This window comes from Plantibacter sp. PA-3-X8, from assembly GCF_003856975.1.
In the GTDB taxonomy this organism is placed as follows: domain Bacteria; phylum Actinomycetota; class Actinomycetes; order Actinomycetales; family Microbacteriaceae; genus Plantibacter; species Plantibacter auratus.
This window is the reverse complement of record NZ_CP033107.1, coordinates 3,791,243-3,813,316: the sequence shown is the minus strand read 5'-3', so window position 1 is coordinate 3,813,316 and position 22,074 is coordinate 3,791,243. Positions and strand designations below refer to the sequence as shown.

The window sequence follows — 22,074 nt, the reverse complement described above, 5'->3', positions numbered from 1 at the left end:
GATCTTCTGATCAGGTATCGAAGTGCGAAATGGCTGACGGTGCACACGGGCGCGACGGCGGGGTCTACCTCCTGCAGGGACTCGAGCAGCGGTGCATGCTGCCTCAAGTGGTGGGCAGGACGACGACCAGCTTTCCGGGGCGGTGGCGGGATTCGAGGGCGCGGTGGGCGTCTGGGACGCCCTCGAGGCCGTGGTAGACATCGGCGATGGTGACGGTGAATGTGCCCGCTTCGATCGCCCGCAGGTAGCGGTCTAGTGCGTCTGGTGTGAGGTCATCGGCGTCGCCGGCGTAGCTGGTGAGGTGGACTCCGTTGGGGATCATGAACGGGTCGAAGTCGGGGATGGTCCAGGTTCCGTTCAGGGCGCCGACGAAGCAGACGGTTCCACCTGAACGAACGACCGAGAGCATTGTCGGAAGCGATGTTGCGCTGACGAGTTCGAGGGCGGCATCGAGGCCGTCCGTCGCGATGGCGTGGACGGACTCGGCGAGCGTGTCGTCGTCCATGACGGTGTAGTCGGCGCCGGCCCGGGTGAGGATATTTGTGCTCGCCGGGTTTCGGGTGGTCGCGATGACCGTTGCGCCGAGCTGGTGGGCGATCGCGATCGCGGTCAGGCCGACCGTGGAGGTTCCGCCGTGGATGAGGACGCACTGTCCGCGCTGCAGGCTCAGCCCGGTCGTTATCGACCCGTGCGCGGTCTGCAGCATCTCGGGCAGGCCGCCGGTGACGTCCCACCCCAGACCGGTGTCGAACGGGATCACCTGGGCAGCGTCGACGACGGTGTACTCGGCGTAGCTGCCATCGATGGCCCGACCGAGGCCGCCCATCATGGTGGCGACTTTCTGGCCGGGGTGGAGCGCGACGCCGTCCCCGACGGCGTCGACGACGCCGACCGCTTCGATGCCGAGGATCCGTGGGAAGGAGAAGTCAGGGCTCGACTCGCCCTCTCTGCTGGTGGCTTCCGATTCGTTGACGCCGAACGCTCTCACTCGAATGCGCACCTGCCCCTGCTTCACTTCCGGGATCGGTACGTTGCTGATCGTGAGTCCGTCGATGTCTACCGGCCCGTCCAGTCGGATGGCGCGCATGGTCTCAGGCATGATCTTCTTCCGTTTCATGAATGGGCAGGTCGAGAGCGGTTTTCGGGATCAGAGCGTCGAACGCCTGACGGACGGTTGTCTCGTCGAGCTCAGCGTCCGGGTGTGCGAGGCGGTGACTCCACCAGCCCCACAGCATGGCGTTGATCGTCAATGCGCTGCTCTCGGGGAGGATCCCATCGAGCATCACGAGTGAGTCATCCTCGACCGCCTGCAACACTGCGGCGACCTTGGGATTCCGGACGCCGTGGTGGCGGATCTCCTCATACAGGCGGATGTCGGCGAGGCTGGGGCTGGTCGCACCGATCGTCGCGTCGACGAGCGCATCGACGATGTCGGCTCGGGTGCGAGCGTGGCGAAGTGGGGCTGCGTATCGGGGTTCGAGATCGCCTCGGGTCGAGTCGAGTGCATCGAGGATGAGGTTTTCGAGGGTCGGGAAGTAGTACGTCATCGATCCCAGAGGAACCCCGGCGTGAGCTGCGATGCCGCGGTAGGACGCGGCTTCGATGCCGTCGGCTTTGATGACCTCGAGGGTCGCCTGGAGGATCCGGTCCCGCCGTCCGGGGTCGTTCGGTCTACCTCGACGCATCGTCTCCTCCAAATGTCTGGGGTAGTGCGTACACTGGTCCGCATCTAGTGCGTACGGCTGTACGTAGTGGTTTGAATCTACTTCACGCAGAGGAGGCCGTGTGGACGGCGACGAATTGCAGGCGCAGGCTCGGGCGCGCGTGCAGGAGCTACCCGGAGCGCAGTTGGAGCATCCCTTCGGCCCTGGCTGGGAGGTGTACAAGGTGCGCGACAAGGTGTTCATGTTGCTCACCGATGTGACCGGGGAACCGATCGTGATTCTGAAATCAGACCCGGAGGATGCGGAGGCTCTCCAGGCAGGGCACGAGGACATCACGCCGGGGTACCACATGAACAAGAAGCACTGGATCACGCTGCATCCTTCTGGCGACCTGTCCGAGCAGCTGATCAGCGATCTGGTCACGGAGTCGTATCTGCTCGTGGTTGAGCATCTGCCGCACGCCAGGCGGCCGGTGGACCCTACGACATTCGGGCAGGACCTCTGATGACGCTCTCTGGGGCGCAGGTCCAGCAGACCGCTCGCGACACTGCAGCGTCCCTCGATGGCACCACGAGCGGGCGACCGTTCACCCCGCACCTTGAGGTGTGGAAGGTGGGGGAGAAGGTGTTCCTGGTGGTGACCGAGGATGATCCTGATCTGCAGATCATCACGGTGAAAGCGGACCCTCATTTCGGTGATGCTCTCCGCCGCGACCACGGAACGATCACGCCCGGGCGGTACTTCGACAAGCACCATTGGATCTCCATCGGATCCGGTCCCGGGATCACGGCTGCGCTGACTGAGGATCTCGTGCACGGCTCATACGAACTCGCCAGCGACCACCCCGCGAAAGCGCACTCGTGACGGGGGAGCAACCCTCGCTGTTCGAGGCAGACGATTCACCCAGGCCCCTCGCGGATCGGTTGCGCCCCCGAACTCTCGCCGAGGTCGTTGGCCAGGACCACCTGTTGGCAGACGACGCACCGATCGGGCGCATGATCGACGCGCGCCGACTGGTTTCGATGGTGCTCTGGGGTCCGCCCGGGTGTGGGAAGACAACGATCGCGCGTCTGCTCGCCGAGCGAACTGACCTCGCATTCGAGCCGCTGTCGGCGACGTTCTCCGGTGTCGCTGACCTTCGCAAAGTCTTTCAGGCGGCCAAGCAGCGCCGGGAGATGGGCCAGGGAACGTTGCTGTTCGTCGACGAGATCCACCGCTTCAACCGAGCCCAACAGGACTCGTTCCTGCCCTACGTCGAGGACGGCACCATTGTCCTGGTCGGTGCGACGACGGAGAATCCCAGCTTCGAGCTCAACGGTGCGCTGCTGTCACGTAGTCAGGTCTTCGTCCTGAAACGCCTCGATGAACTCGCACTCGACACGCTCATCGACCGAGCCGAAGGTGTCCTCGGCGGACCCCTGTCGCTTGATGCACACGCCCGGCAGTCCCTGGTGGCGATGGCCGACGGGGATGGTCGCTACCTGCTGAACATGATCGAGCAGATTCAGGACCTCCCCGGACCTATCGACACGGCGACGCTGGCGGCCGCAGTGCAGCAACGCGCCCCGCTGTACGACAAATCACAAGAGGGCCATTACAACCTCATCTCCGCGCTTCACAAGTCGATGCGCGGCTCAGATCCTGACGCGGCCCTCTATTGGCTCTCCCGAATGCTCCTCGGCGGGGAAGACCCACTCTTCATCGCCCGGCGCATCACCCGGTTCGCGAACGAAGACATCGGGATGGCCGACCCCAACGCGATCCAGCAGTCTCTCGCCGCCTGGGATGTGTATGAACGGCTCGGCTCCCCGGAGGGGGAGATCGCGATCGCCCAGGCCGTGCTGTACCTCTCGACGGCACCGAAGTCGATCGGTGTGTACCGGAGTTTCAACAAGGCCTGGGCGGCCGCGAAACGGACCGGCTCGCTCATGCCGCCGGCACACGTTCTGAACGCGCCCACCCGGTTGATGAAAGACCTCGGCTACGGGAAGGACTACCAGTACGACCCCGACACCGACGACGGTTTCTCCGGTGCCAACTACTTCCCCGACGGCATGCCCCGCGAAACGTTCTACGAGCCCACCGATGGCGGCTATGAGCACGCCATCACCGACCGCCTCCGCCACTGGGCGCAGCTGCGGACCTCGAACCAGACCGATTCCGCGGAGACTGACTCCGTCCCGCCCGAGACCAAGTGACTGCCAGAGAGGACCCACCCATGACCGACACCCGCGGCACACCCGCCACCCACCAACCGGTTCGTTCCTGGCTGGGCATACTCTACGCAACGGCGGAACGGTTCCGCCGACCCGAGCTTCTGCCCTTCAACCCCGAGCTGCCCTACGACCAGAAAGGCGCCGCGCCACTGCAGGCGGGGGACACGACATGGCTCGAAGCCGACAACGGATTCAGTGAGGACTGCCTGAATCTCAGCGTGTGGGCACCCACGGATGCCGGTGACGAACCCTTGCCGGTGATCGTGTACATCTTCGGCGGCGGGTTCGAGTACGGCTCGAACACCCAAACCACCTCGGACACCTCCGGACTCGCCGCAACGGGACGCGCGATCGGAGTGTCGCTGAACTACCGGCTCGGTCCTTTCGGATGGCTCTCACTCTCGCAGTACGGCGGTGCGCTGGACGAGGCCTCGAACCTTGGGCTGCAGGACATCATCACCGCCCTTCGGTGGGTACAGGAGAACATCTCCCAGTTCGGCGGCGACCCCGGCAACGTCACCGTCACCGGCCACAGCGCCGGATCGATGTCATGCATTGCGCTTCCCGCCGCGCCCACCGCCGACGGCCTGTACCACCACCTAGCGTCGTTCTCCGGCCCCCCGTCCCGCACGGTGCCGGCTTGGTGGGCTGAAGAGCTTGCCCACAGGCTGCTCAGCGAACTGGGCCTCCGCGACAACCCCGAAGGTCTCCTCCAGGTCGACGCCCGGGTGCTTGCAGAAACCCTGGCGAGAGTCACCCCGCGGGAGCTCGGTGCCCGCAACAGCATCGACAACACCACCTTGGGCATCGTCGATGATCACGCCCAGCCCGGCGGAGTGCTCATCGGGCACCCTTTCTCCGCGCTCGAGTCAGGGCGCCGTCGCGACATCGACATCCTGCTCAGCTCCGCTACCGAGGAAGTCGACTACTGGGTCATCAACAACATGCCCGGGTTCGACCCCGGCAGCGCCGACCACATCGTTGATGAACTCGTGGCCACCACCCGCATTCCTCGCAGCCGCGCCCAGCGCATCGTCGACACCTACAACGTCGACGGTGCCAGTCCCGCGCAGGTGCGCGCCAACATCCTCACCGACTACATCTTCACCCTGCCCGTCACCCGGGCAGCCCTGGCCCATGCCGCGGGCGGCGGGACCACGTACCGGCTCGCCATCGGCTCCGCGGCAGGTGCACCAGCCATCCACGGCACCGAGCTGTACGGCATCGTCGGGCAAGAACGCCCCGGCGCCAGCGCTGAGCAGAACAACCGCGACGCGCTCGTCCGCGACGCTCTGCTCGCGATCGCTTGCGGCAACGTCGATGCGCTCTGGCCACCGGTGAGCGACATACCCACCGCGAAGAGCATCGGCACCCTGCCGTATGACCCGACCGGCTACGCCGAAATCGTGCTCGACCTCTTCAACGGCATCGCACGCCCGTAACCTCCACCACTGATCTCGCTGCCGGAAAGGACGCACCCATGATCGACACCAGCAACACACTCAGCACCGAGCACGCAGTTCGTGCCTGGCTGGGCATTCCGTTCGCCACCGCCGAGCGGTTCCGCAAGCCCACCCTGCTGCCCTTCAACCCCGACTTGCCCTACGACCAGAAGGGCCCCGCACCGCTGCAGGCAGGAGACACCGCCTGGCTTGAGGCCGACAACGGGGTCAGCGAGGACTGCCTGAACCTCAACATTTGGGCTCCGGACGACGCCGACGGTGAAACTCTTCCGGTCGTCGTCTACGTCTTCGGCGGCGGCTGGATGCTCGGATCGAACACCCAGACCACGTCCAACGTCGCCGGGCTCGCGGCGACCGGCCGCGTCATCGGGGTGGCCATCAACTACCGACTCGGTGCTTTCGGCGCGCTATCGCTCTCGCAGTACGGCGGCGCACTGAGCGAAGCCTCGAACCTCGCGCTGCAGGACATCATCACCGCCCTGCAGTGGGTGAAACAGAACATCTCCCGATTCGGCGGCAACCCTGACAACGTGACCGTCACCGGCCACAGCGCCGGCGCGTTCTCCACCCTCGCCCTGCTCGCTGCGCCGGCAGCTGACGGACTCTTTCACCACATCGCCGCGTTCTCTGGCATGCCCTCGCGTCAGGTGCCCGCCTGGGGTGCAGAGGAACGCGCCCACGCAGTCCTCACCACCCTCGGCATCCAAGACGACCCCGATCGCCTCGTGGACATCGACGCGCATCTGCTCGCCGACACGATGGCTGGGACCCAGTCCGCGGACCCCGGCTCAGCGCACGGAATCGACAGCGATGTCATCGCCATCGTCGACGACCGCAACCAACCCGGCGGCATACTCACCGACCACCCCATGCGCGTCCTCGAGTCGGGACGACACGCGGACGTCGACATCCTCTTCAGCAGCAGCACCGGCGAGACCGACTGGTGGGTGAACCACCGAAGTGAAGACTTCGACCCCGGCACCATCGACAACCTGGTCGACGAGTTCTCACACCGCAACCGCATCCCTCGCAGCCGCGCACGACAGCTCATCGAAGCCTTCGACACCGCAGAACGCACCCCGATCCAGGTCCGCAGCGCCCTGCTGACCAACTACTCCTTCACCCTCCCTCAAGTGCGCGGCGCGCTCGCGCACGCCGCCGCCGGCGGCCGCGCGTACCTGCTCGCAATCGCCCCCGTCGCCGAAGCCGAAGCCGTCCACGGCACCGAGATGTACGGCATCGTCGGCCAGAAACGACCAGGAGCCAGCGACGAGGTACTCGCCCGCGACCTCGTGGTCCGCGACTCTCTCCTCGCCCTTGCTACCGGAAGGACCGACGAGCTGTGGGCGCCCGTGACCGAGGTGCCCATCACGAACGGCATCGGCGACATGCCCTACGACGCCACGGCTCATGCCGAAGACATGCTGGCGATCTTCGACGGCATCGAGCGTCCATGACGCTTCCGACGCGTACTCTCAGGTGCGCCCCGGCTGCTCAAACGCGAGCGCGAGCAAAGCCTGCGGGGAGCGGGTCTCCTCGGCGTCAGCCCAGGCATAGAGGGCGACCTCGAAGCAGCTCAACGCAGACTGCACCAGCGCCCGGGCACGCAGCGGAGCGTCCTCGAAGGACGTGAGTCGCTCCTCAACCAGCGGCATGAGCAGATCAGCCCAGAGCAAGTGTTTTTCGAGGTGGCGGGCGCGGAGCGAGTCGGTGCTCTGCATCACCCGCAGCCGACGCTTCCACGGCTCGCCGGCATTGTCGGATGAGTCCAACAGTGCGGTGAACGCTCCTTGGAGTGACGCCCACACCGGTTCGTCGGAGGGGCGAGCAGCGAACGCCGCACGCACGGACTCGCCGCCCGCCCTGACCTCGCCGATGACGCTGTCCTCCTTCGACGGGAAGTACCGGTGGAAACTGCGCGCCGAGATGCCGACGCTGGCTGCGATCTCCTCGACAGTCACCGCGTCGAACCCCCGCTCGGCGAACAGATCGATCGCGGCCTGCGCGACGTGCTCGCGAACTGCTGCGCGGGCGACGCCTCGAAGGCCTATGTCGGCAGTCGCATTCTCACTCATGCCCTCAGCATAACGGGTCAAGGTTGTCAGATGCTGACAGAACTGGCGTATAGTGACTGCTCCACACTGTGAAAGGACACGCATGCAGCAGCGAACTCTCGGTCAGCAGGGTCTGACCGTCTCATCCATCTCCTACGGGGCCATGGGAACAGCCATGGGATACGGCCCGAGCGACGATGTCGAATCGATCTCGGCCATCCGCCATGCCCATGAACTCGGCGTCACGCACTTCGACACCGCCGAACTGTACGGCTGGGGCTCGGGGGAGAAGCTCCTCGGCACCGCGCTGGCGCCGATCCGTGACAAGGTGACGATCGCGACGAAGTTCGGTTTCACGCCCAGCTTCACCTCGAACTCCGCACCCGAGCACATTCGTCAGGTCGTCGACGCAAGCTTGGTGAACCTCGGCGTCGATCACATCGACGTGCTTTACCAGCACGTCGGCGATCCGAATGTGCCCATCGAGGACGTTGTCGGCGTCATGAAGGAGTTCGTGGACGCCGGCAAGGTCTCCTATCTCGGTCTCTCGAACACGGACGCGGACAGCATCCGACGCGCGCACGCTGTCCACCCAATCTCCGCTATGCAGAGCGAGTACTCGCTCTTCTCACGCGATTCCGAAGCGCTGATGCCGGTGTTGGAGGAGCTCGGAATCGGTCTTGTCGCTTATTCGCCGCTCGCTCGCGGGTTCCTCAGCGGTGCGGTCAAGCCACGGAGCGAGTACGCAGCCGACGACTTCCGCCAGACCGTGGGCTGGTGGGCTCCCGAGAACTTTGACGCGAACGTCGCCATGGTCTCGGCTCTCACCGAGCTCGCTACTCGCAAGGGCACCGGCCTCGCGGAGCTGGCATTGGCGTGGATCCTGGCGCGGAAGGACTACCTTGTCCCGATCCCAGGATCGCGGAACCCCGCTCGCGTCGCCCAGAACGTCGCTGCTGCAGGGGTCGTTCTGACGGACGCTGATCTCGCCACGATCGATGCGATCATCCCCGCCGGCGCGATCGGCGATCGGGGAATGTAGACGCAGTTCCTCGGGTCGCGAACACGCGGACCTGAGGCAAGGAGATGGTGTCATCTTCAGCACGCCCTGGTCACGCGTTTCGCGAGGCCAGGGCGTGCCGATGTCGGCAGAGTCATGCGGATCACCCGTGGTATCACCGACATGCTGACCAGCGTGTCCAACGGTCGAGGAGCGGGGGTAGCTGATGCCTTAACTGACATAACGAAGATTATCGGCACCGATGCCATCAGTGATGTTCGTCTGCCGATCAACCTCGTTCAGAACAGTCTGCGACCCGAGCTACGGCGCAGGCACCAGGCGTGCGGATGAGTGTGCGGGTTCCGCAGTCAGGTCGCCAAAGCGACGTGCACTTCCACCTGTTGCACCGCGTACTGATGTACAGCTGTGCCCTGTGCTGTGTCAGGATGAAAGAGCGCAATGTTGATGCCACTGCTCACAGAGCTACGATATATGACCCCGTCGTACCCACAATGCTTGATGAACTCGCAAAGGTGCTGGCTTGGGACGTATTCGAATGGAGCGCTCTTGGGTAGGACGGGGCGCGTGAGTTCGTCGCCGAGGCGCTCAAGGAATGGAATGTCCGCCAGCAGCTGGACGACCTGATCGTCCTCGAGCCCGAACGGCGAGATCCGTTCTCGAGGATCGCGAAGGTCCACCGCTTTCAGTTCTGGAACAGCGAATTCGGCCACGGACGCGGTCTCGCCCGTGTGCGGACGGACCTCCGAGACGGCGGTAGTCGGCGACGACCCGAGGTACAGATACGGGATCCCGGCCGGGTTGGCTCGACCGTGCCCGGCATACCTTGGCGGAGGGGCGCCCATATCTCCGAGTGCGTATGGGGTCTCATCGCTCATGATGCGGGCACGATGCCAATGTTCACTCAGCTCTGAGGGGTCTTCGATAAGCAAGCTGAAGAGGTACCGTAGCCTGTCGTAGTCGATATCTTTACTCAGAAACCAGCGGTTGCCGTGCATCATTTCGGCGCGCAGGTCGTCCCACTTCGTCAGGCTTTGTGTGCCGTAGCCGGCTGGCGCGCCGAAAGATCTTCGGAAGAGGTCACCGCTGTCGAGCACATCGGCGAGAAGCTCCTTTGCATGAGCGTCGTCCTGCATCACGGGGTGAGTGAACAGGGCCCAATCCTGGCGCAAGATTTCTGGTAGCGACAGCCCGTCGTCGACGACCTCGTAAACGCCGACCAGTACTTCGAAGGCGTCCCGCAGTGCTAGTGGCCTAACGAGTGAGGCTTCCAGCGTCCCGCAGTATCCGCACGTACCAGTTCCGACGACCAAGTCAGCGAGTACGTTGTCTCGAAGGTTGGCGTCGCTGAAGCAGGAAGCGCAACAGAAGCGGTCAGGCACTTGTTGCGTGTTGGTGGTAGTCGGCCAGAGTCTCAAGATGGTGGCGGATCGAGAGCTTCTTCACATAGCCGAGGCCTGGGAAGTGACCCGTCTCATGGAGCAAACGAAACTCTTCGAGGGCGGAGGTGTCCAGAAGGTTCGAAGTTCCTGACTCGTATTTGTCTATGAGCTTTTGCAGAGCCTGACGGAACTTACCTGCCGGATCGGTGGGGGTGTCGTTGGTGTCTGACTTGAAGTGGTATGCAAACATCGCATCGTCATTGCCAGGATCGATGAAGGTCAAATGGATTGCGACTGCGTATGCGGGTCCGCCTCCCTCTGTGAAACGGTCACCTACGGTGAGGAAATCTCCGTAACCCTGCGCTCCAAATTCTTTGTAGGTGACGTGTAGATCCGAGAATGGGTCTACCGGGTCGTAGTCGGCGTTCTTTTGCTGAACGAACCCGTCCTTAACGAGCACGCGCGTGCTGTTCTCAAAGTGACGTCGATAGAGAGTGCTTGCCTGATCTTCAATGAAGACATTCGTCATCTCTTGCATTCGGTCGCGGAGTAGGGATGCAAGAAGCTTCGGTTCGGTGAATCCCGCGTGAATTATGGCCTGCGGGTGCGCTGCGTGATTGTCGAGCAGAGATGCGGCGGCTTCGGTGGAAGTGTCACTGAGGAGAAGCGCGCCCGCCGAGATCGCATCGTTGCCCCGGTAGTTCTCCTCGAGGAACGAACTGATGCTGGTGCCGTTGGCCTTCATGTCTCCGTGCCGAGGGTTCACGATGACGATGGCTCGGGCCCCAGCGTCTGCAAGCGACCGGAGAGCACGTTCGAGGCTCGTCAGAGTCTCCCTTACCGGTTCGATGATCGGGACGAAGTTTGCATTCGCAATAAGGGAGGCACTCTCACGCAGCGCGATGAGCTCAAACTGCTTACCTCGAAAGTATGGGTAGTACATCGGCTCAACTCCAGGCGAATGCGGCGGAAACGGGCAACCTCGTCGCGTCGAGGACTCTCTTTTCCGACGCTCCGTTCATCTTCACACTAAGCATGGCAGTACGTAGTGACATTGGGACGGTTTTGATGAAATCTGATGCCGCGCCTTGAGAACGCGTGATCTTCAGCGTGGCCACCATTTGTGTGTGAACCGCTGTCGGATCCAATGGTCTATACAAGTCGCACAGAGCTCCACGCATCTGGGTGTTTGGTACGTGCGGGGGTGCGATATCGAGCGACCGAAGCACTTGGTGTGCTTCGTCGACGCGCATCAGATCGAGTACAGCAAGCGGGTTGGTTCGCGCAGCGTTCACAACAGCAGGGCGTTCGACCTGCAGGGTGAACTTCTCCGACAGCACTAGGACACCCACCCACCCGGGGATCTGACGAAAGACCTGTTTCACGTGCGAAGGGCTCGTCACCACGTTCACTGCGGCGAAAACTTCACCGTAGCTGGTTACCTGGTTGGTCAATCGCGCCAGCGAGTCGCGTTCGGACTTGATCTCGTACGCAGTGGACGTGCCGTTGAGGACGACAACGTCTGCTTTGCACATACCGACACGGGCTTCACTGAGCATCGAAGCGGTCCGAAGGTTGTGCTGGCCAAGCAGAATCTTCTGAGTGATAGCCGAACGGTAGACGTACTCGTCCCGATTTCCCAAGGAGCGCAGTAGACGAAATGCGTGATTGAATACGTCGCCAACGGTGGCGTCGAGAGGCAGGTGCGGGCCGAGGCCAGACTGGGCCAGCAGCCGAGCGAAGAGTGCTGAGCGTCCGCTTCGACCAAGTTCTCGGATGACTGCCGCAGAGAACATTCGGGTGAGGGCAGCCAACTCGGATTTTCCAGGGTTCATTGCTGTCCCTTCCAGGTCGACCCGAGCCACGGCTCCGCCGCGGACCAACTCTACCGTGGGTCCTTTAAGCCAGAGACGGAGCGCCACCCGTTCAGCCAAAACTAGAAGATGACCAGTTCTGCCGCAAATCGCCGGGCGAGTCGATCCGTACTTCATCCCCGGATCCTGGCTTGTCTGAGTGGCCTGTGCGCTCCGATAGTCCCGACGTTGAGGCGCAGATGACAGCAACGCGGGACTGACATGACAAACTTGGGCGGACCCTGGCTTAGAAAATCCCTGATCAGCGGGCTACCGCGGACGCCTACGGACCCCATCGCCCTCACTCGTAATGAGAAGGTCAAGGGTTCGATTCCCTTGGGCGGCTCCATCAGCACCACCCGGCCGTTGCTCTGGATTCTCCAGGTCAGCGGCTGTTCTGGTTTTCAGGGCGTCTCGTCCGCCCGCCGCCGAAGCCGGTGCGGAGACGGCCGTAGGATGACCGGATGGGTGCACTCGCCAGAGCCACGGACGCACAGATCGATGCCGTCTGCGAAGCCTTCACGTCGGTGTCGTGGCCGCTGGGTCGCGACGACTTCAAGGCGCTCGCGGAGCGTCTCGGGTGGCAGCTCAAACTGGAGACGTCGAGCGGTGTCCAACACCGTTCCGGGTATCCCGTGAACCTGCCGACTGTTCGTTCGCTCGTCGCAGATGAAGCGATCGCCCAAGTCGTGATCGCGGTCTCCGACAAGAGCGACGACCCCGGCGCGCTGCGGAGTGCCGCTCAGGAGCTGCAGTCGGCGCTGAGCGGGCACCTTGGTCAGCCCGCCGGATCCCAGGGCGGAGACCCGTACTGGGAACTGGCGAACGGCGGCAGGATCTGGCTCAAGACGGTGCCCAAGAAGGTGCTGCTCGTCGTCGAAGGGCAGCGGTTCGCCGACGTGGAGCGGGCCGAGGAGCGGCTGGGCATCGACCCCGGCCGCACGCCGGGCATCGGTGACGACACTGACTGATCCCGTCTGGTCGACTGCGGCGTCATGACGACCCGGGCGCCGGCCTGATGAACACGCTCGCGATCGCGGTGAGGAGGATGAGCGCCGCGGCGATGAGGAGGCTGAGTTGCAGCCCGGCGATGAAGCCTGTCGAGCCGGTGAGGAGCGCCCCGAAGACCGCGATGGCGACGGCACCGCCGAGTTGACGGAAGGTGTTGAAAACCGCACTCGCGGTGCCGGCGCGCGATGCCGGGACACTGGCGAGCACGACGGAGGTCACCGGCGGCATCGCCACGGAGCCTCCCGCGGCGGTGAAGCACGCGAAGACACCCACCCAGATCGGCGACCCCAGGTGCGCAGTGGCGACGGTGCCGACGAGCCCGACCACCATGAGGAGCAACCCCGCCACGATCGGCACGCGCACCCCGAAGCGGTTGGCGACGGTGCCACTGACGATGTTGCCGACGACGGCGAAGAGGGCCGACGGAAGGAACACCAGGCCCGCGAGCAGCGGCGGCAGCCGGAGCTGCTGCTGCAGGAACAGACTCAGGACGAACACGGTCCCGAAGTTGCTCACCATGAACGCGAATCCGACGGTGAGGGCGAGGCGCATACCGCTCGATCGGAACAGATCCAACGGCATCATCGGGTGCGCGCTCCTGGCCTGGATGACGAGGAACCCGACGATGCCGACCAGCGCGACGCCGAGGCTGGCGACCGCGACGGGACTGGCGAACCCGTCCGCCCCGCCCTCGATGAGTCCGAACACCAGCGCCGTCGACGCGATGAGCCAGACGAACTGTCCGGCCCAGTCGAACGGCTCGGGCCGTGACGGGGATGATGCGACCGTCCTGAGCAGCAGGAGCATCATGATGCAGACGGGCAGGTTGATCGCGAACACCAGTCGCCAGTCGAGCGTCGTCAACGCGCCACCGAGGACCGGCCCGAGCGCGGTGGCGACCGCGCCGCCGACCGCCCAGACACCCAGCGCGCGAGCGCGCTCGCGAGCTCCTGGGAACGCCTCACGGATGAGCGCCATGGACGCCGGCAGCATCAACGCCGCTCCGGCACCCTGTAGGGCTCGAGCGGCGATGAGGACACCGATCGACGGGGCCACCGCACACGCGATCGACGTGACGAGGAAGACGGTGATGCCGACGCCGAACGCCCGCTTCGCACCGAACCGCTCCGAGAGGTTGCCGGCGAGGAGCAGGAGGGCCGCGAACAGCACGGTGTAGGCGTCGATCACCCACTGCAGGGATGCCGTCGTTCCGCCGAGGTCTCGCGCGATGCTGGTGAGCGCGATGGTGACGATGAGGATGTCGAGGGTGATCAGGAAGAACCCGAGTGCAGCCAGCAGCAGCGTCAGGCGTTGTCGCGGCTTCCGGCCTGCACGGCCGGCGAGGCCATCGTCCGAGGCCGGTGATGACACGCGGTGTGCTGCCGCGTTCCCGTGGTCGATCTGCATCCCTCGATCACACACCACCGGCGACGAAGCAGGGATACTCCGCCAGGGCACGTCTCGGGGCGGCGCGAGCACGGGAGACGCTGCGTGCCTGCCCGGACGGCCTCCACGAGGTCGAGGATGGGTGTCCTGCGGGAACACCCCAGCGCCGGAGGCCGCGTCATATCGTTGTCGGCATGGACAATCGAGACGAGGTGCGCGAGTTCCTGACGACCCGTCGGGACCGACTCACGCCAGAGCAGGTGGAGCTGCCTGGCGGAACGAACCGACGCGTACCGGGGCTGCGTCGCACCGAGGTCGCGATGCTCGCCGGAGTGAGCGTCGAGTACTACTCGCGTCTCGAGCGCGGGAACCTCTCGGGGGTGTCGGAGGCGGTGCTCGACGCGATCGGCTCCGCGCTGCGGTTGGACGACGCGGAGCGCTCCCACCTCGTGGACCTCGCTCGGGCGGCGAACGAATCGCCGATCCGGGCACGCCGACGGTCTGCGCCGGCCGGCGTGCGGCCCGGTATGCAACTCGCCCTCGACTCCATCACCGCAGGCCCGGCGTTCGTCCGGAACGGCCGGATGGACGTCCTCGCCGAGAACGCACTCTTCCGCGCGCTGTACGCCGACCTCTACGCGCTCCCGGAGCGCCCGGTGAACCTGGCTCGGTTCGTGTTCCTGCACCGTGACCTCGCGGAGGCGTTCTATCCGAGCTGGTCGACCTCGGCCGACATCAACGTCGCGATCCTCCGCACCGAGGCAGGGCGCAACCCGCACGATCGGGCACTGCAGGATCTGGTGGGTGAGTTGTCCACGCGCAGCGAGGAGTTCCGCGTCCGTTGGGGCGCGCACAACGTCCGCCATCACACGTCCGGCGAGAAGGTGTTCCACCACCCGGTCGTCGGCGAGCTCCGCATGATCTACGAGGCGATGGAGCCGATGGATCAGCCCGGCCTGAACTTCCTGATCTACAGCGCCGAACCCGGCTCACCGAGCGAGGAGTCACTCAAACTCCTCGCCAGCTGGGCGGCCACCTCCGAACAGCCCTCGCCCCACCACTGAAGCAAGGAGCACCAAGCATGGAGTACACCCGCCTCGGAGCGACCGGACTCCGCGTCAGCCGCCTCGCACTCGGCTGCATGACCTACGGCGATCCGAACCGCGGACTCCACCGTTGGACCCTGGACGAAGCGGCGTCAGCGCCGTTCTTCCGGCAGGCTGTCGAGCTGGGGATCACGTTCTGGGACACCGCGAACGTCTATCAACAGGGCAGCGGCGAGGAGTACGTCGGACGCGCGATCAAGCGGTTCAGTCGCCGCGAGGACATCGTCCTCGCGACGAAGGTCTCGGGGAGGATGCATGACGGGCCCGGGGGATCGGGACTCTCCCGAACGGCCATCCTCGAACAGGTCGACGCCTCGTTGCGACGACTCGGGACCGACCACATCGACGTGTATTACGTCCACCGCTTCGACGAGGAGACCCCGGTCGAGGAGACGATGCGAGCGCTCGACGACATCGTCCGCGCGGGGAAGGTGCGCTACCTCGGCGCCTCCTCCATGTACGCCTGGCAGTTCGCGAAGCTGCAGACGGCCGCAGCGGTCAACGGGCTGACGCCCTTCGTCGCGATGGAGAACCAGTACAACCTGCTGAAACGCGAAGAGGAACGGGAGATGATCCCCATGTGTGCGGACACCGGAGTCGGCCTCACGCCCTACTCGCCGAACGGCAAAGGACGACTCGCCCGGCCGCGCGGCGCAGCCACGGACCGCTCGAACATCGACGAGGTGGCGAAGGCGTTCGACACGGACGCCGACGGCCCGATCATCGACGCCGTCGAGGAGATCGCCGCCGAGCGGGGCATCCCCATGGCGCAGGTCGCACTGGCCTGGGTCCTGCGGAACCCGACGGTCGCAGCTCCCATCATCGGTGCCACCAAACCGGCACACCTCACGGATGCCGCCGCCGCGCTGGACGTGCAGCTGACGGACGACGAGGTCGCCAGGCTCGAATCCCCCTACGTGACGCAAGCGCCCTTCTGGTGGTGAGCGCCGCTCGGCCCGGGTGCCGGTGAGGGGGGGCATCAGCTGATCCCGTCTGGTCGACTGCGGCGGTGCCGCTCAGAGCGTCGTGATCCGCAGGGTGCTCGCGTACCCGTCGACAAGCGCAACCGACTGCTTCCAGTAGGCGTCCTCGATCGCGGCGTCGACCTTCGCCTCCACGCTGCCGTGTCCGTCAGGCAGCAGGAGCAGGACGGTGCCTCGGCGGGTGCTGGCAACGGCTTGGGCACCCGGACTCGACTGGACGACACTGTCGATCAGCCGACTCACGAGATCGTTCGCGTGCGCCACGCCGTAGGCGTCTTTGACCACGGTCAGATCGACGATCTCGATGGAGTGGACCACGGAACCCGGGTGGTCACGATGGAGTGCCCAGAGCCGACGGACCGTCGTGAAGCAACCGGGTCCTCCGCTCGCCCGCCGGCTGGAGAGCTCTTCGATTCGCAGGAACACCAGGACCAACGTGGTGACGACGACGAACACCAGGTTGATCACCGTCGTGATCTCGGTGTTGAAATACCGCTCGAACACACCGCCACGGGGACCCTGGAGACCGAAGACGACGGCCCGCGCACCGCTGTAGGGCGCGTGAAGTGCGTGCACGATGGTCATCGCCCAGCTCACTCGGAACGACCCGAAGAGACCCCTCCGCGATTCGACAGCGGTCAGCACGGCGAAGAGGCTCAGGCTCAGCAGTTTCGGGACGACCCCCGCCCAGTTCGGACCTCGGGACTCGGGCAGGAACGTCAGGATCATGACGATCAGCACCACCGTGACGACCAGCCAGAACCGGATCCGTCGGCCGTTGAACGCCTGGCAGCCCAGCCAGACGAATCCGACAGCGCCGACCATGGCGCCGTTCCCCAACGCCACGACCAGGGGCGGATGCCCCAGCCCCGTCGCGGCGAGGTAGGAAGCGGTGCACAGAACGGCGAGCATCGAGGCGGTGAGCCAGAGGTTGATGTACCGCCCGGAGAGCGACCGACGGCTGTCGACGACGAACAACAGTGCGCACGACCCGGCGACCAGCACGGATACGGCGAGCAGCACGAAGGTCTCGGAATTCATCGGTCCTCCGCATCGTCGCGCCTACCGTTTCGCCAGCACTCTAGTCCTCCCGCAGCCTTCGCCGTCGAGGCCGGAGGGGCATCGCTCGCACGCTCACGGCAAGACAGCCGCGGGAACGGTCGATGGCCGCCGGCCGTCCGTCGACGACCGATGTCTACACTCGTCGCATGGGCTTCTTCCGACGCAAATCCCAGCAGCCACCGATGTCACCCGCCGCGAGCGAGCCGGAGCCCGCCAAGGCTGACGACCTCGACGACCTGGACGAGCGGGGATGGGACGCCGTCACGCAGGCCGTGTCGCAGCACTATCCGGGTGCCCGCGAATTCCACGTCGCCTACTCGCCGGGACTGCACTTCGGCTCCGCCCTGCAGGGGTGTTCGGCATCGCCGGGCCCCGACCATTGGTTCTACGTCACCTACGGGCTCACCGAACTGTGGGGCAAGGACTCCGACGATCCGACGACCAGCGGCTTCGGGTACGAGCTCACGATGCGCGTGCGCCGGTCGCCATCGGATGAGACACCGCCCCAGTGGCCGTACCGCGCGCTGATCGTCCTCGCGCAGTACGTGCGCAGTGGGCCGCAGGAGCTGTGGTTGGGGGATCGGATCAGGCTCGCCGACGGCGTGACCGATGATCCCGACGGCGCCCTCACGACCCTCGCGATCACCGCCGACCCGGTGGTGGCTCCCGTCGAGACGCCGAACGGCCGGGTCGCGTTCTGGCAGGCCGTCGGGCTGACCGACACCGATGTCGAGCAAGCGAAGCGGTCGACGACGGACGAGGTGCTGGAGCGGCTGGCGGCCGACGACCCGCTGTTGATCATCGACCCGGAGCGTCGCTGAGTCGTCGGGCCATCTGCCTCAGCCGCGGTCGCTCGCCAACAGGCCGAAGACGACCGTGTCGGTCCACTCGCCCTTGCTCCACCAGTTCTGCCGGAGATGGGCCTCGTGCCGCATGCCGACCCGCTCCGCGAGCCGCGCCGACGCCGTGTTCCGTCCGTCAAGCTGTGCAGCGACGCGGTGCATTCCCGGGGTGCTGAACGCGAGGTCGAGGACCGTACCGACGGCCTCGCTCGCGAACCCCTTGCCACCGTACGCCGGGTCGAGGACCCAGCCGATCTCGGCGACGCCCCGCTCATGGTCGGTGTACCAGAGCAGGACCTCGCCCACCGGCGTGCCCTCGTGCTCGAGGATGAGGGCGAGCGCACGCGCCGGGCTGTCCAAGCCGGAGCGCGTGAGTCGCTCGGCACTCTTCGTCTGCGCGACCTCCTCCGTCCACGGCTCGTCGAGGAGGTAGGTGGCGACGTCCGGTCGCGAATAGACCGAGAGCAACCAGGCCACGTCCGACGGTTCGTGCAGGCGGAGGACGAGTCGGTCGGTGGACAGCGGGAACGTCGTGGGAAGGGAGGTGCTCACGTCGATCAACGATACGAGATCACGCTCCGGACCGCGCCGCGGACCTTCCGGACCGCGCGCGGGTGCGGCAACATGGATGGCGCCGACCCGCAGATCGTTGAAGGGGATCTCGTTCATGACCGCACCGCACCGCAGCCGACTCGCCCTCGTCTGGGGCTCCGGCCTCCTCGTCGCCGGCCTCCTCGCCGGATGCTCCGCACCGTCCAGCGGGGATCGCGACTCCGCGGCGCCGTCGTCGACCCCCACCGCTACTGCGACCGCCGACGTCGCGGACGGGCCCGCCGACTACACGGCGTTCTGCGCGGCCAACCGTGCGGCGGCGACCGCGAAGTCGGGCACCGTCGGCGAGGACCTCGAGGCCGTGCAGGCGCAGGTCACGACCATCCGCGACCTCCTGCCCCTGGACGGCGTGAGCGCCGAGGTCGCAGCCGGTGCCGAAGTCTTCGCGACCTCCGCTGAGGAGACCGCCGCGATCCTCGCCGAGTTCCCGGCCGACAGCCTCGTCTCCGACGTCGGGCTCGACCCGAGGTTCACCGAGTCCCAGGCCGTGCAGAGTGCCGCGACCGACCCGAACTATCAGGCATTCATCGCCTGGACCATCCAGACCTGCGGATTCGACACCGAGTAATCGCGCCGCCGGCCTACCGGGTCTGGGCGATGATCGCCTCAGCGACCGTCTGCGCGCCGTCGCCGGAGCTGACGGCGTAGAACGTCTCTCCGACGGTGAGGTAGAGCGGCGACCGCGGGCCGTCCATGCGGCGCGCGACGAACGCCGACTCGCCGTCGACCGCGCCCTCGAGGGTGACCGGCTCGAGCGCCGCCGCCATGTCGGGCTGGGCTGCCAGCTCGTCGATGATCGTCTCGCCGTCGCGCACGACCAGGATGTCGGTGTACCCGAAGCCCTCTGCGAAGAGTTCGCAGCTGAACGCACCGACGCGGGCGCTCGCCGCATCCTCCAGGTCGCCGATCGGCTGGGCCCGTGGGTCGATGACGGTGTAGGTGGTGGTGGCCTCGCCGTACTGCAGTGCGGAGACGATCCCGGCCTCGTCCAGCCCGCCGTCGCAGGTCGCGTCGCCTTCGCGTGGCGCGAGCGCGGGCCAGGCGAGCTGAGCCTCGGAGGCGGGCTCCACCGTCGTGAAGGTGGTCTCCGCCGCCGTGGCGAGGTTGTCGAGGACCTCGCCCGACGGCGTGCCCTCGAACCGGCTGCCGGTGGAGGTCAGTCCGGAGGCGGTGATCGACAGCTCGACCCAGGCCGAGCCGACGGGCGCCGACACGCGCCATCCGGTTTCGCCCGACGAGGTGGTCGCCTCGACACCGGCGATCGTCCTCGTGTCCTCGGACGGTGTGTCGCCGGCGTAGGGCGGTGCCCAGTCGTCGGCAGCGCCCGGCAGGATCTCGATCGAGAGGTAGGCCCAGTCGCCCGCTCCATCGCCGATCATCTGCTGTCCGGCGCCCACCCGCCAGGAGCAGGCGAGGCCACCGGCCGCCGTCAGGACGGCCAGATCCACGGCGTCTGACGGTTGCACGGCCTCGACGACGTCCGCCGGTTCAGCGGCGAGGACGCCGGCGACCGTGTCGAGCGACGCGAGGTCGCTGCACGCGAGAAGATCGGCCGACGCCGGGGCGCTCGGTGCGTTGGAGGTCGGCGACGCGTTAGGTGTCGCGGACGACGCGCACGCCGACACTGACAGCACCACCATCACGGCGAGTCCCGCACTGATCCCGACCGACCGCATCCCCGCACCCCTGATCCCCATGCGCCGAGACTATCGGTGGCGCGCGTCGAAGCGGAGCCGGTACCGCGACGGCGTGCTGTCGAACGCGGCCGCGAAGTTCTGCCGGAAGGTCACCGGGGTGAAGCCGCAGGCGACGGCGACCTGGTCGATCGGCAGATCGGTCGTCTCCAGGAGTCGACGCGCCTCGTCGAGTCGTCGAGCCCGCACCCAGGCTGCCGGCGTCGTCCCCGTCGCCGAGCGGAACGCACGAACGAAGGAGCGACGGCTCAGGTGGGCCGCCGCGGCCAGACCGTCGACGGTCAGTGGTTCGTCGAGGTGTGCCAGCGCCCAGCTCGTCGCCACCGCGATCGGGTCCTGCGTCTCGGCGATCGGGACCGGTCGTTCGATGAATTGCGCCTGGCCGCCCTCCCGATGCGGAGCGACGACGAGGCTGCGGGCAACGCGGTTCGCCGCATCGGCACCGAGGCGAGTGCGGACGAGGTGCAGGCAGGCGTCGAGACCGGAAGCGGTGCCGGCCGACGTGAGGATGTCGCCGTGGTCGACGTAGAGGGCCGTCGGATCCACGGTGACCGCGGGGTAGCGTTCGGCCAGGTGCGCGGCGGAATGCCAGTGCGTCGCCGCCGTCCGCCCATCGAGGAGGCCGGTGTCGGCGACGGCGATCGAGCCGAGGCAGAGGCCGACGATCGTTGTACCACGCGCGTGGGCGTCGAGGACGACCCTTCGGAGCTCCGGCGAGAGCATGCGTCCGTCGTCCGTCCAGGACGGCAGGACGATGATGTCCGCGTCGGCGGCCGCTTCCAGGCCAGGGAGGTCGGCGATCGTGTACCCCTCGGCGGTCCGGATCGATCCGGCGCGGTCCGCGATGAGGTACGGCTCCCAATCGGCGAGCCCCTGGCGGCCGACCTCGTCGAACACCATCTGCGGGACCGACAGGTGGAACATGGTCACATCGTCGAACGCGTGGATGGCGATGCGCACTGCCGACTCCGATCTGGCCTGATTTCACCAGTATTGCGCATTCGTGCCAATGGTGGCGCCTCAGGAGCCGCGGGACGATGAACGGGTCGTCGTGCCGACGGCGTCACCGAACCGAGGAGTTCCCCGATGAGCACCACCACCCGCGCCCTGATCCTGATCGACGTCCAGCAGGAGTATTTCGCCGGTCCGCTCGCGATCCAGTACCCGCCGCGCGAGGAGTCGATCCTGCGGATCGCGACCGCCATCGACGCGGCGACGACGGCCGGGGTGCCCGTCGTGGTCGTCCAGCACTCATCCGGCAGCGGTGCACCGGTCTTCGACCCGGAAACGAGCGCCTTCGAGCTGCACCCCGAGGTCGTCCGCCGCGCGCAGCCGTCCTGGAAGGGCGTCGTGAAGCAGTACGGTTCGGTCTTCGCCGGGACGGACCTCGAAGCGTGGCTGCGCGAGCAGGGCGTGAACACCGTCACGCTCGTCGGGTACATGACGAACAACTGCGTCATCGCGTCCGCGGCGGGCGCCGAGGAACTCGGTATCGAGGTGGAAGTGCTCTCCGACGCGACCGGGGCCATCAACCTCGAGAACGCGGCCGGGTCCGTCGACGCGAAGACGGTGCACACGACGCTCATGGCGCTGCTCGACTCGAACTTCGGCGCGGTCGCGACGACGGGGGCGTGGATGCGGGCCCTCGCCGACCGGACACCGCTGCCGAAGGACGACCTGGTGTCCTCCGCCACGCGCACCGCCGAGCGCGACTAGCCTCCCGCCACC

General features: G+C 66.1%; 23 protein-coding genes. 12 read left to right on the top strand and 11 right to left on the bottom strand.

The features are described 5' to 3' along the window. Positions 1 to 103: 103 nt before the first annotated feature. The gene (locus tag EAO79_RS17860) at positions 104 to 1,099 is read right to left on the bottom strand and encodes a zinc-binding dehydrogenase (protein ID WP_206428254.1); all 996 of its coding nucleotides are present in this window, start codon (positions 1,097 to 1,099) and stop codon (positions 104 to 106) included. Next, positions 1,092 to 1,685, bottom strand: coding sequence for a TetR/AcrR family transcriptional regulator (locus EAO79_RS17855; RefSeq protein ID WP_124769829.1), 594 nt, complete (start codon positions 1,683 to 1,685; stop codon positions 1,092 to 1,094). The genes EAO79_RS17860 and EAO79_RS17855 overlap by 8 nt, the downstream gene beginning before the upstream one ends. A gap of 100 nt (positions 1,686 to 1,785) precedes the next feature. Between EAO79_RS17855 and EAO79_RS17850 the strand changes: the two genes are divergently transcribed. Genes EAO79_RS17850 through EAO79_RS17830 form a run of 5 tightly spaced genes read left to right on the top strand, consistent with a single transcriptional unit; the run spans position 1,786 to position 6,800 of the window. Next, the gene (locus tag EAO79_RS17850; RefSeq protein WP_124769828.1) at positions 1,786 to 2,169 is read left to right on the top strand and encodes an MmcQ/YjbR family DNA-binding protein; all 384 of its coding nucleotides are present in this window, start codon (positions 1,786 to 1,788) and stop codon (positions 2,167 to 2,169) included. Beyond that, the gene (locus tag EAO79_RS17845; RefSeq protein ID WP_124769827.1) at positions 2,169 to 2,528 is read left to right on the top strand and encodes an MmcQ/YjbR family DNA-binding protein; all 360 of its coding nucleotides are present in this window, start codon (positions 2,169 to 2,171) and stop codon (positions 2,526 to 2,528) included. Before EAO79_RS17850 ends, EAO79_RS17845 begins: the two co-directional genes overlap by 1 nt. Then, the gene (locus EAO79_RS17840) at positions 2,525 to 3,862 is read left to right on the top strand and encodes a replication-associated recombination protein A (RefSeq protein ID WP_124769826.1); all 1,338 of its coding nucleotides are present in this window, start codon (positions 2,525 to 2,527) and stop codon (positions 3,860 to 3,862) included. Before EAO79_RS17845 ends, EAO79_RS17840 begins: the two co-directional genes overlap by 4 nt. A 20-nt stretch (positions 3,863 to 3,882) precedes the next feature. After that, the gene (locus EAO79_RS17835) at positions 3,883 to 5,322 is read left to right on the top strand and encodes a carboxylesterase family protein (RefSeq protein ID WP_124769825.1); all 1,440 of its coding nucleotides are present in this window, start codon (positions 3,883 to 3,885) and stop codon (positions 5,320 to 5,322) included. Positions 5,323 to 5,360: 38 nt separating this feature from the next. Next, positions 5,361 to 6,800, top strand: coding sequence for a carboxylesterase family protein (locus EAO79_RS17830; RefSeq protein WP_124769824.1), 1,440 nt, complete (start codon positions 5,361 to 5,363; stop codon positions 6,798 to 6,800). Positions 6,801 to 6,818: 18 nt separating this feature from the next. Here the strand turns inward: EAO79_RS17830 and EAO79_RS17825 are convergent, their stop codons facing one another. Further along, entirely contained in the window at positions 6,819 to 7,418 is a 600-nt protein-coding gene (locus EAO79_RS17825; protein WP_124769823.1) for a TetR family transcriptional regulator, read from the bottom strand. An 82-nt stretch (positions 7,419 to 7,500) separates the two neighbouring features. Between EAO79_RS17825 and EAO79_RS17820 the strand changes: the two genes are divergently transcribed. Continuing rightward, positions 7,501 to 8,439 carry an aldo/keto reductase gene (locus EAO79_RS17820; protein ID WP_124769822.1) on the top strand — a complete coding sequence of 313 codons (939 nt, stop codon included), beginning with the start codon at positions 7,501 to 7,503 and terminating at the stop codon, positions 8,437 to 8,439. Between the two features lie 326 nt (positions 8,440 to 8,765). Here the strand turns inward: EAO79_RS17820 and EAO79_RS17815 are convergent, their stop codons facing one another. From EAO79_RS17815 to EAO79_RS17805, 3 genes are all read right to left on the bottom strand, one after another. Next, entirely contained in the window at positions 8,766 to 9,551 is a 786-nt protein-coding gene (locus EAO79_RS17815) for an RES family NAD+ phosphorylase (RefSeq protein WP_241161057.1), read from the bottom strand. A gap of 238 nt (positions 9,552 to 9,789) precedes the next feature. Continuing rightward, on the bottom strand, positions 9,790 to 10,740 hold the full coding sequence (locus EAO79_RS17810) for a sce7725 family protein (RefSeq protein WP_124769820.1): 951 nt from the start codon (positions 10,738 to 10,740) through the stop codon (positions 9,790 to 9,792). A 4-nt stretch (positions 10,741 to 10,744) separates the two neighbouring features. Beyond that, positions 10,745 to 11,788, bottom strand: a complete 1,044-nt coding sequence (locus EAO79_RS17805; RefSeq protein ID WP_206428252.1) for a sce7726 family protein — start codon at positions 11,786 to 11,788, stop codon at positions 10,745 to 10,747. 326 nt (positions 11,789 to 12,114) lie between these two features. Here EAO79_RS17805 and EAO79_RS17800 point away from each other — a divergent pair, with 326 nt between their 5' ends. After that, entirely contained in the window at positions 12,115 to 12,621 is a 507-nt protein-coding gene (locus EAO79_RS17800; RefSeq protein WP_124769819.1) for a DUF6301 family protein, read from the top strand. A 22-nt stretch (positions 12,622 to 12,643) separates the two neighbouring features. Here EAO79_RS17800 and EAO79_RS17795 read toward each other — a convergent pair whose 3' ends face one another. Beyond that, complete coding sequence (locus tag EAO79_RS17795; RefSeq protein WP_124769818.1) at positions 12,644 to 14,068, bottom strand: MFS transporter; 1,425 nt, start codon at positions 14,066 to 14,068, stop codon at positions 12,644 to 12,646. 173 nt (positions 14,069 to 14,241) lie between these two features. Here EAO79_RS17795 and EAO79_RS17790 point away from each other — a divergent pair, with 173 nt between their 5' ends. Beyond that, positions 14,242 to 15,111, top strand: coding sequence for a helix-turn-helix transcriptional regulator (locus tag EAO79_RS17790; RefSeq protein WP_124769817.1), 870 nt, complete (start codon positions 14,242 to 14,244; stop codon positions 15,109 to 15,111). A gap of 17 nt (positions 15,112 to 15,128) precedes the next feature. Further along, positions 15,129 to 16,097, top strand: coding sequence for an aldo/keto reductase (locus tag EAO79_RS17785; protein ID WP_124769816.1), 969 nt, complete (start codon positions 15,129 to 15,131; stop codon positions 16,095 to 16,097). Between the two features lie 72 nt (positions 16,098 to 16,169). Here the strand turns inward: EAO79_RS17785 and EAO79_RS17780 are convergent, their stop codons facing one another. Next, on the bottom strand, positions 16,170 to 17,177 hold the full coding sequence (locus EAO79_RS17780; protein ID WP_124769815.1) for a hypothetical protein: 1,008 nt from the start codon (positions 17,175 to 17,177) through the stop codon (positions 16,170 to 16,172). Positions 17,178 to 17,344: 167 nt separating this feature from the next. Here EAO79_RS17780 and EAO79_RS17775 point away from each other — a divergent pair, with 167 nt between their 5' ends. Continuing rightward, complete coding sequence (locus EAO79_RS17775; protein ID WP_164486976.1) at positions 17,345 to 18,019, top strand: suppressor of fused domain protein; 675 nt, start codon at positions 17,345 to 17,347, stop codon at positions 18,017 to 18,019. 18 nt (positions 18,020 to 18,037) lie between these two features. Here EAO79_RS17775 and EAO79_RS17770 read toward each other — a convergent pair whose 3' ends face one another. After that, positions 18,038 to 18,592 (bottom strand): GNAT family N-acetyltransferase, encoded by a 555-nt coding sequence (locus EAO79_RS17770; protein ID WP_241160921.1) that lies wholly within the window; start codon positions 18,590 to 18,592, stop codon positions 18,038 to 18,040. Positions 18,593 to 18,707: 115 nt separating this feature from the next. Between EAO79_RS17770 and EAO79_RS17765 the strand changes: the two genes are divergently transcribed. Continuing rightward, positions 18,708 to 19,220, top strand: coding sequence for a hypothetical protein (locus tag EAO79_RS17765; protein WP_124769812.1), 513 nt, complete (start codon positions 18,708 to 18,710; stop codon positions 19,218 to 19,220). 13 nt (positions 19,221 to 19,233) lie between these two features. On the opposite strand, the gene EAO79_RS17760 is transcribed toward EAO79_RS17765, so the two are convergent. Both EAO79_RS17760 and EAO79_RS17755 read right to left on the bottom strand, forming a co-directional pair. Next, the gene (locus EAO79_RS17760) at positions 19,234 to 20,349 is read right to left on the bottom strand and encodes a hypothetical protein (RefSeq protein ID WP_124769811.1); all 1,116 of its coding nucleotides are present in this window, start codon (positions 20,347 to 20,349) and stop codon (positions 19,234 to 19,236) included. 9 nt (positions 20,350 to 20,358) lie between these two features. Continuing rightward, on the bottom strand, positions 20,359 to 21,306 hold the full coding sequence (locus EAO79_RS17755; RefSeq protein ID WP_124769810.1) for a GlxA family transcriptional regulator: 948 nt from the start codon (positions 21,304 to 21,306) through the stop codon (positions 20,359 to 20,361). Positions 21,307 to 21,432: 126 nt separating this feature from the next. Here EAO79_RS17755 and EAO79_RS17750 point away from each other — a divergent pair, with 126 nt between their 5' ends. Then, positions 21,433 to 22,062 carry an isochorismatase family protein gene (locus EAO79_RS17750; protein ID WP_124769809.1) on the top strand — a complete coding sequence of 210 codons (630 nt, stop codon included), beginning with the start codon at positions 21,433 to 21,435 and terminating at the stop codon, positions 22,060 to 22,062. The last annotated feature ends 12 nt before the right edge of the window (positions 22,063 to 22,074 follow it).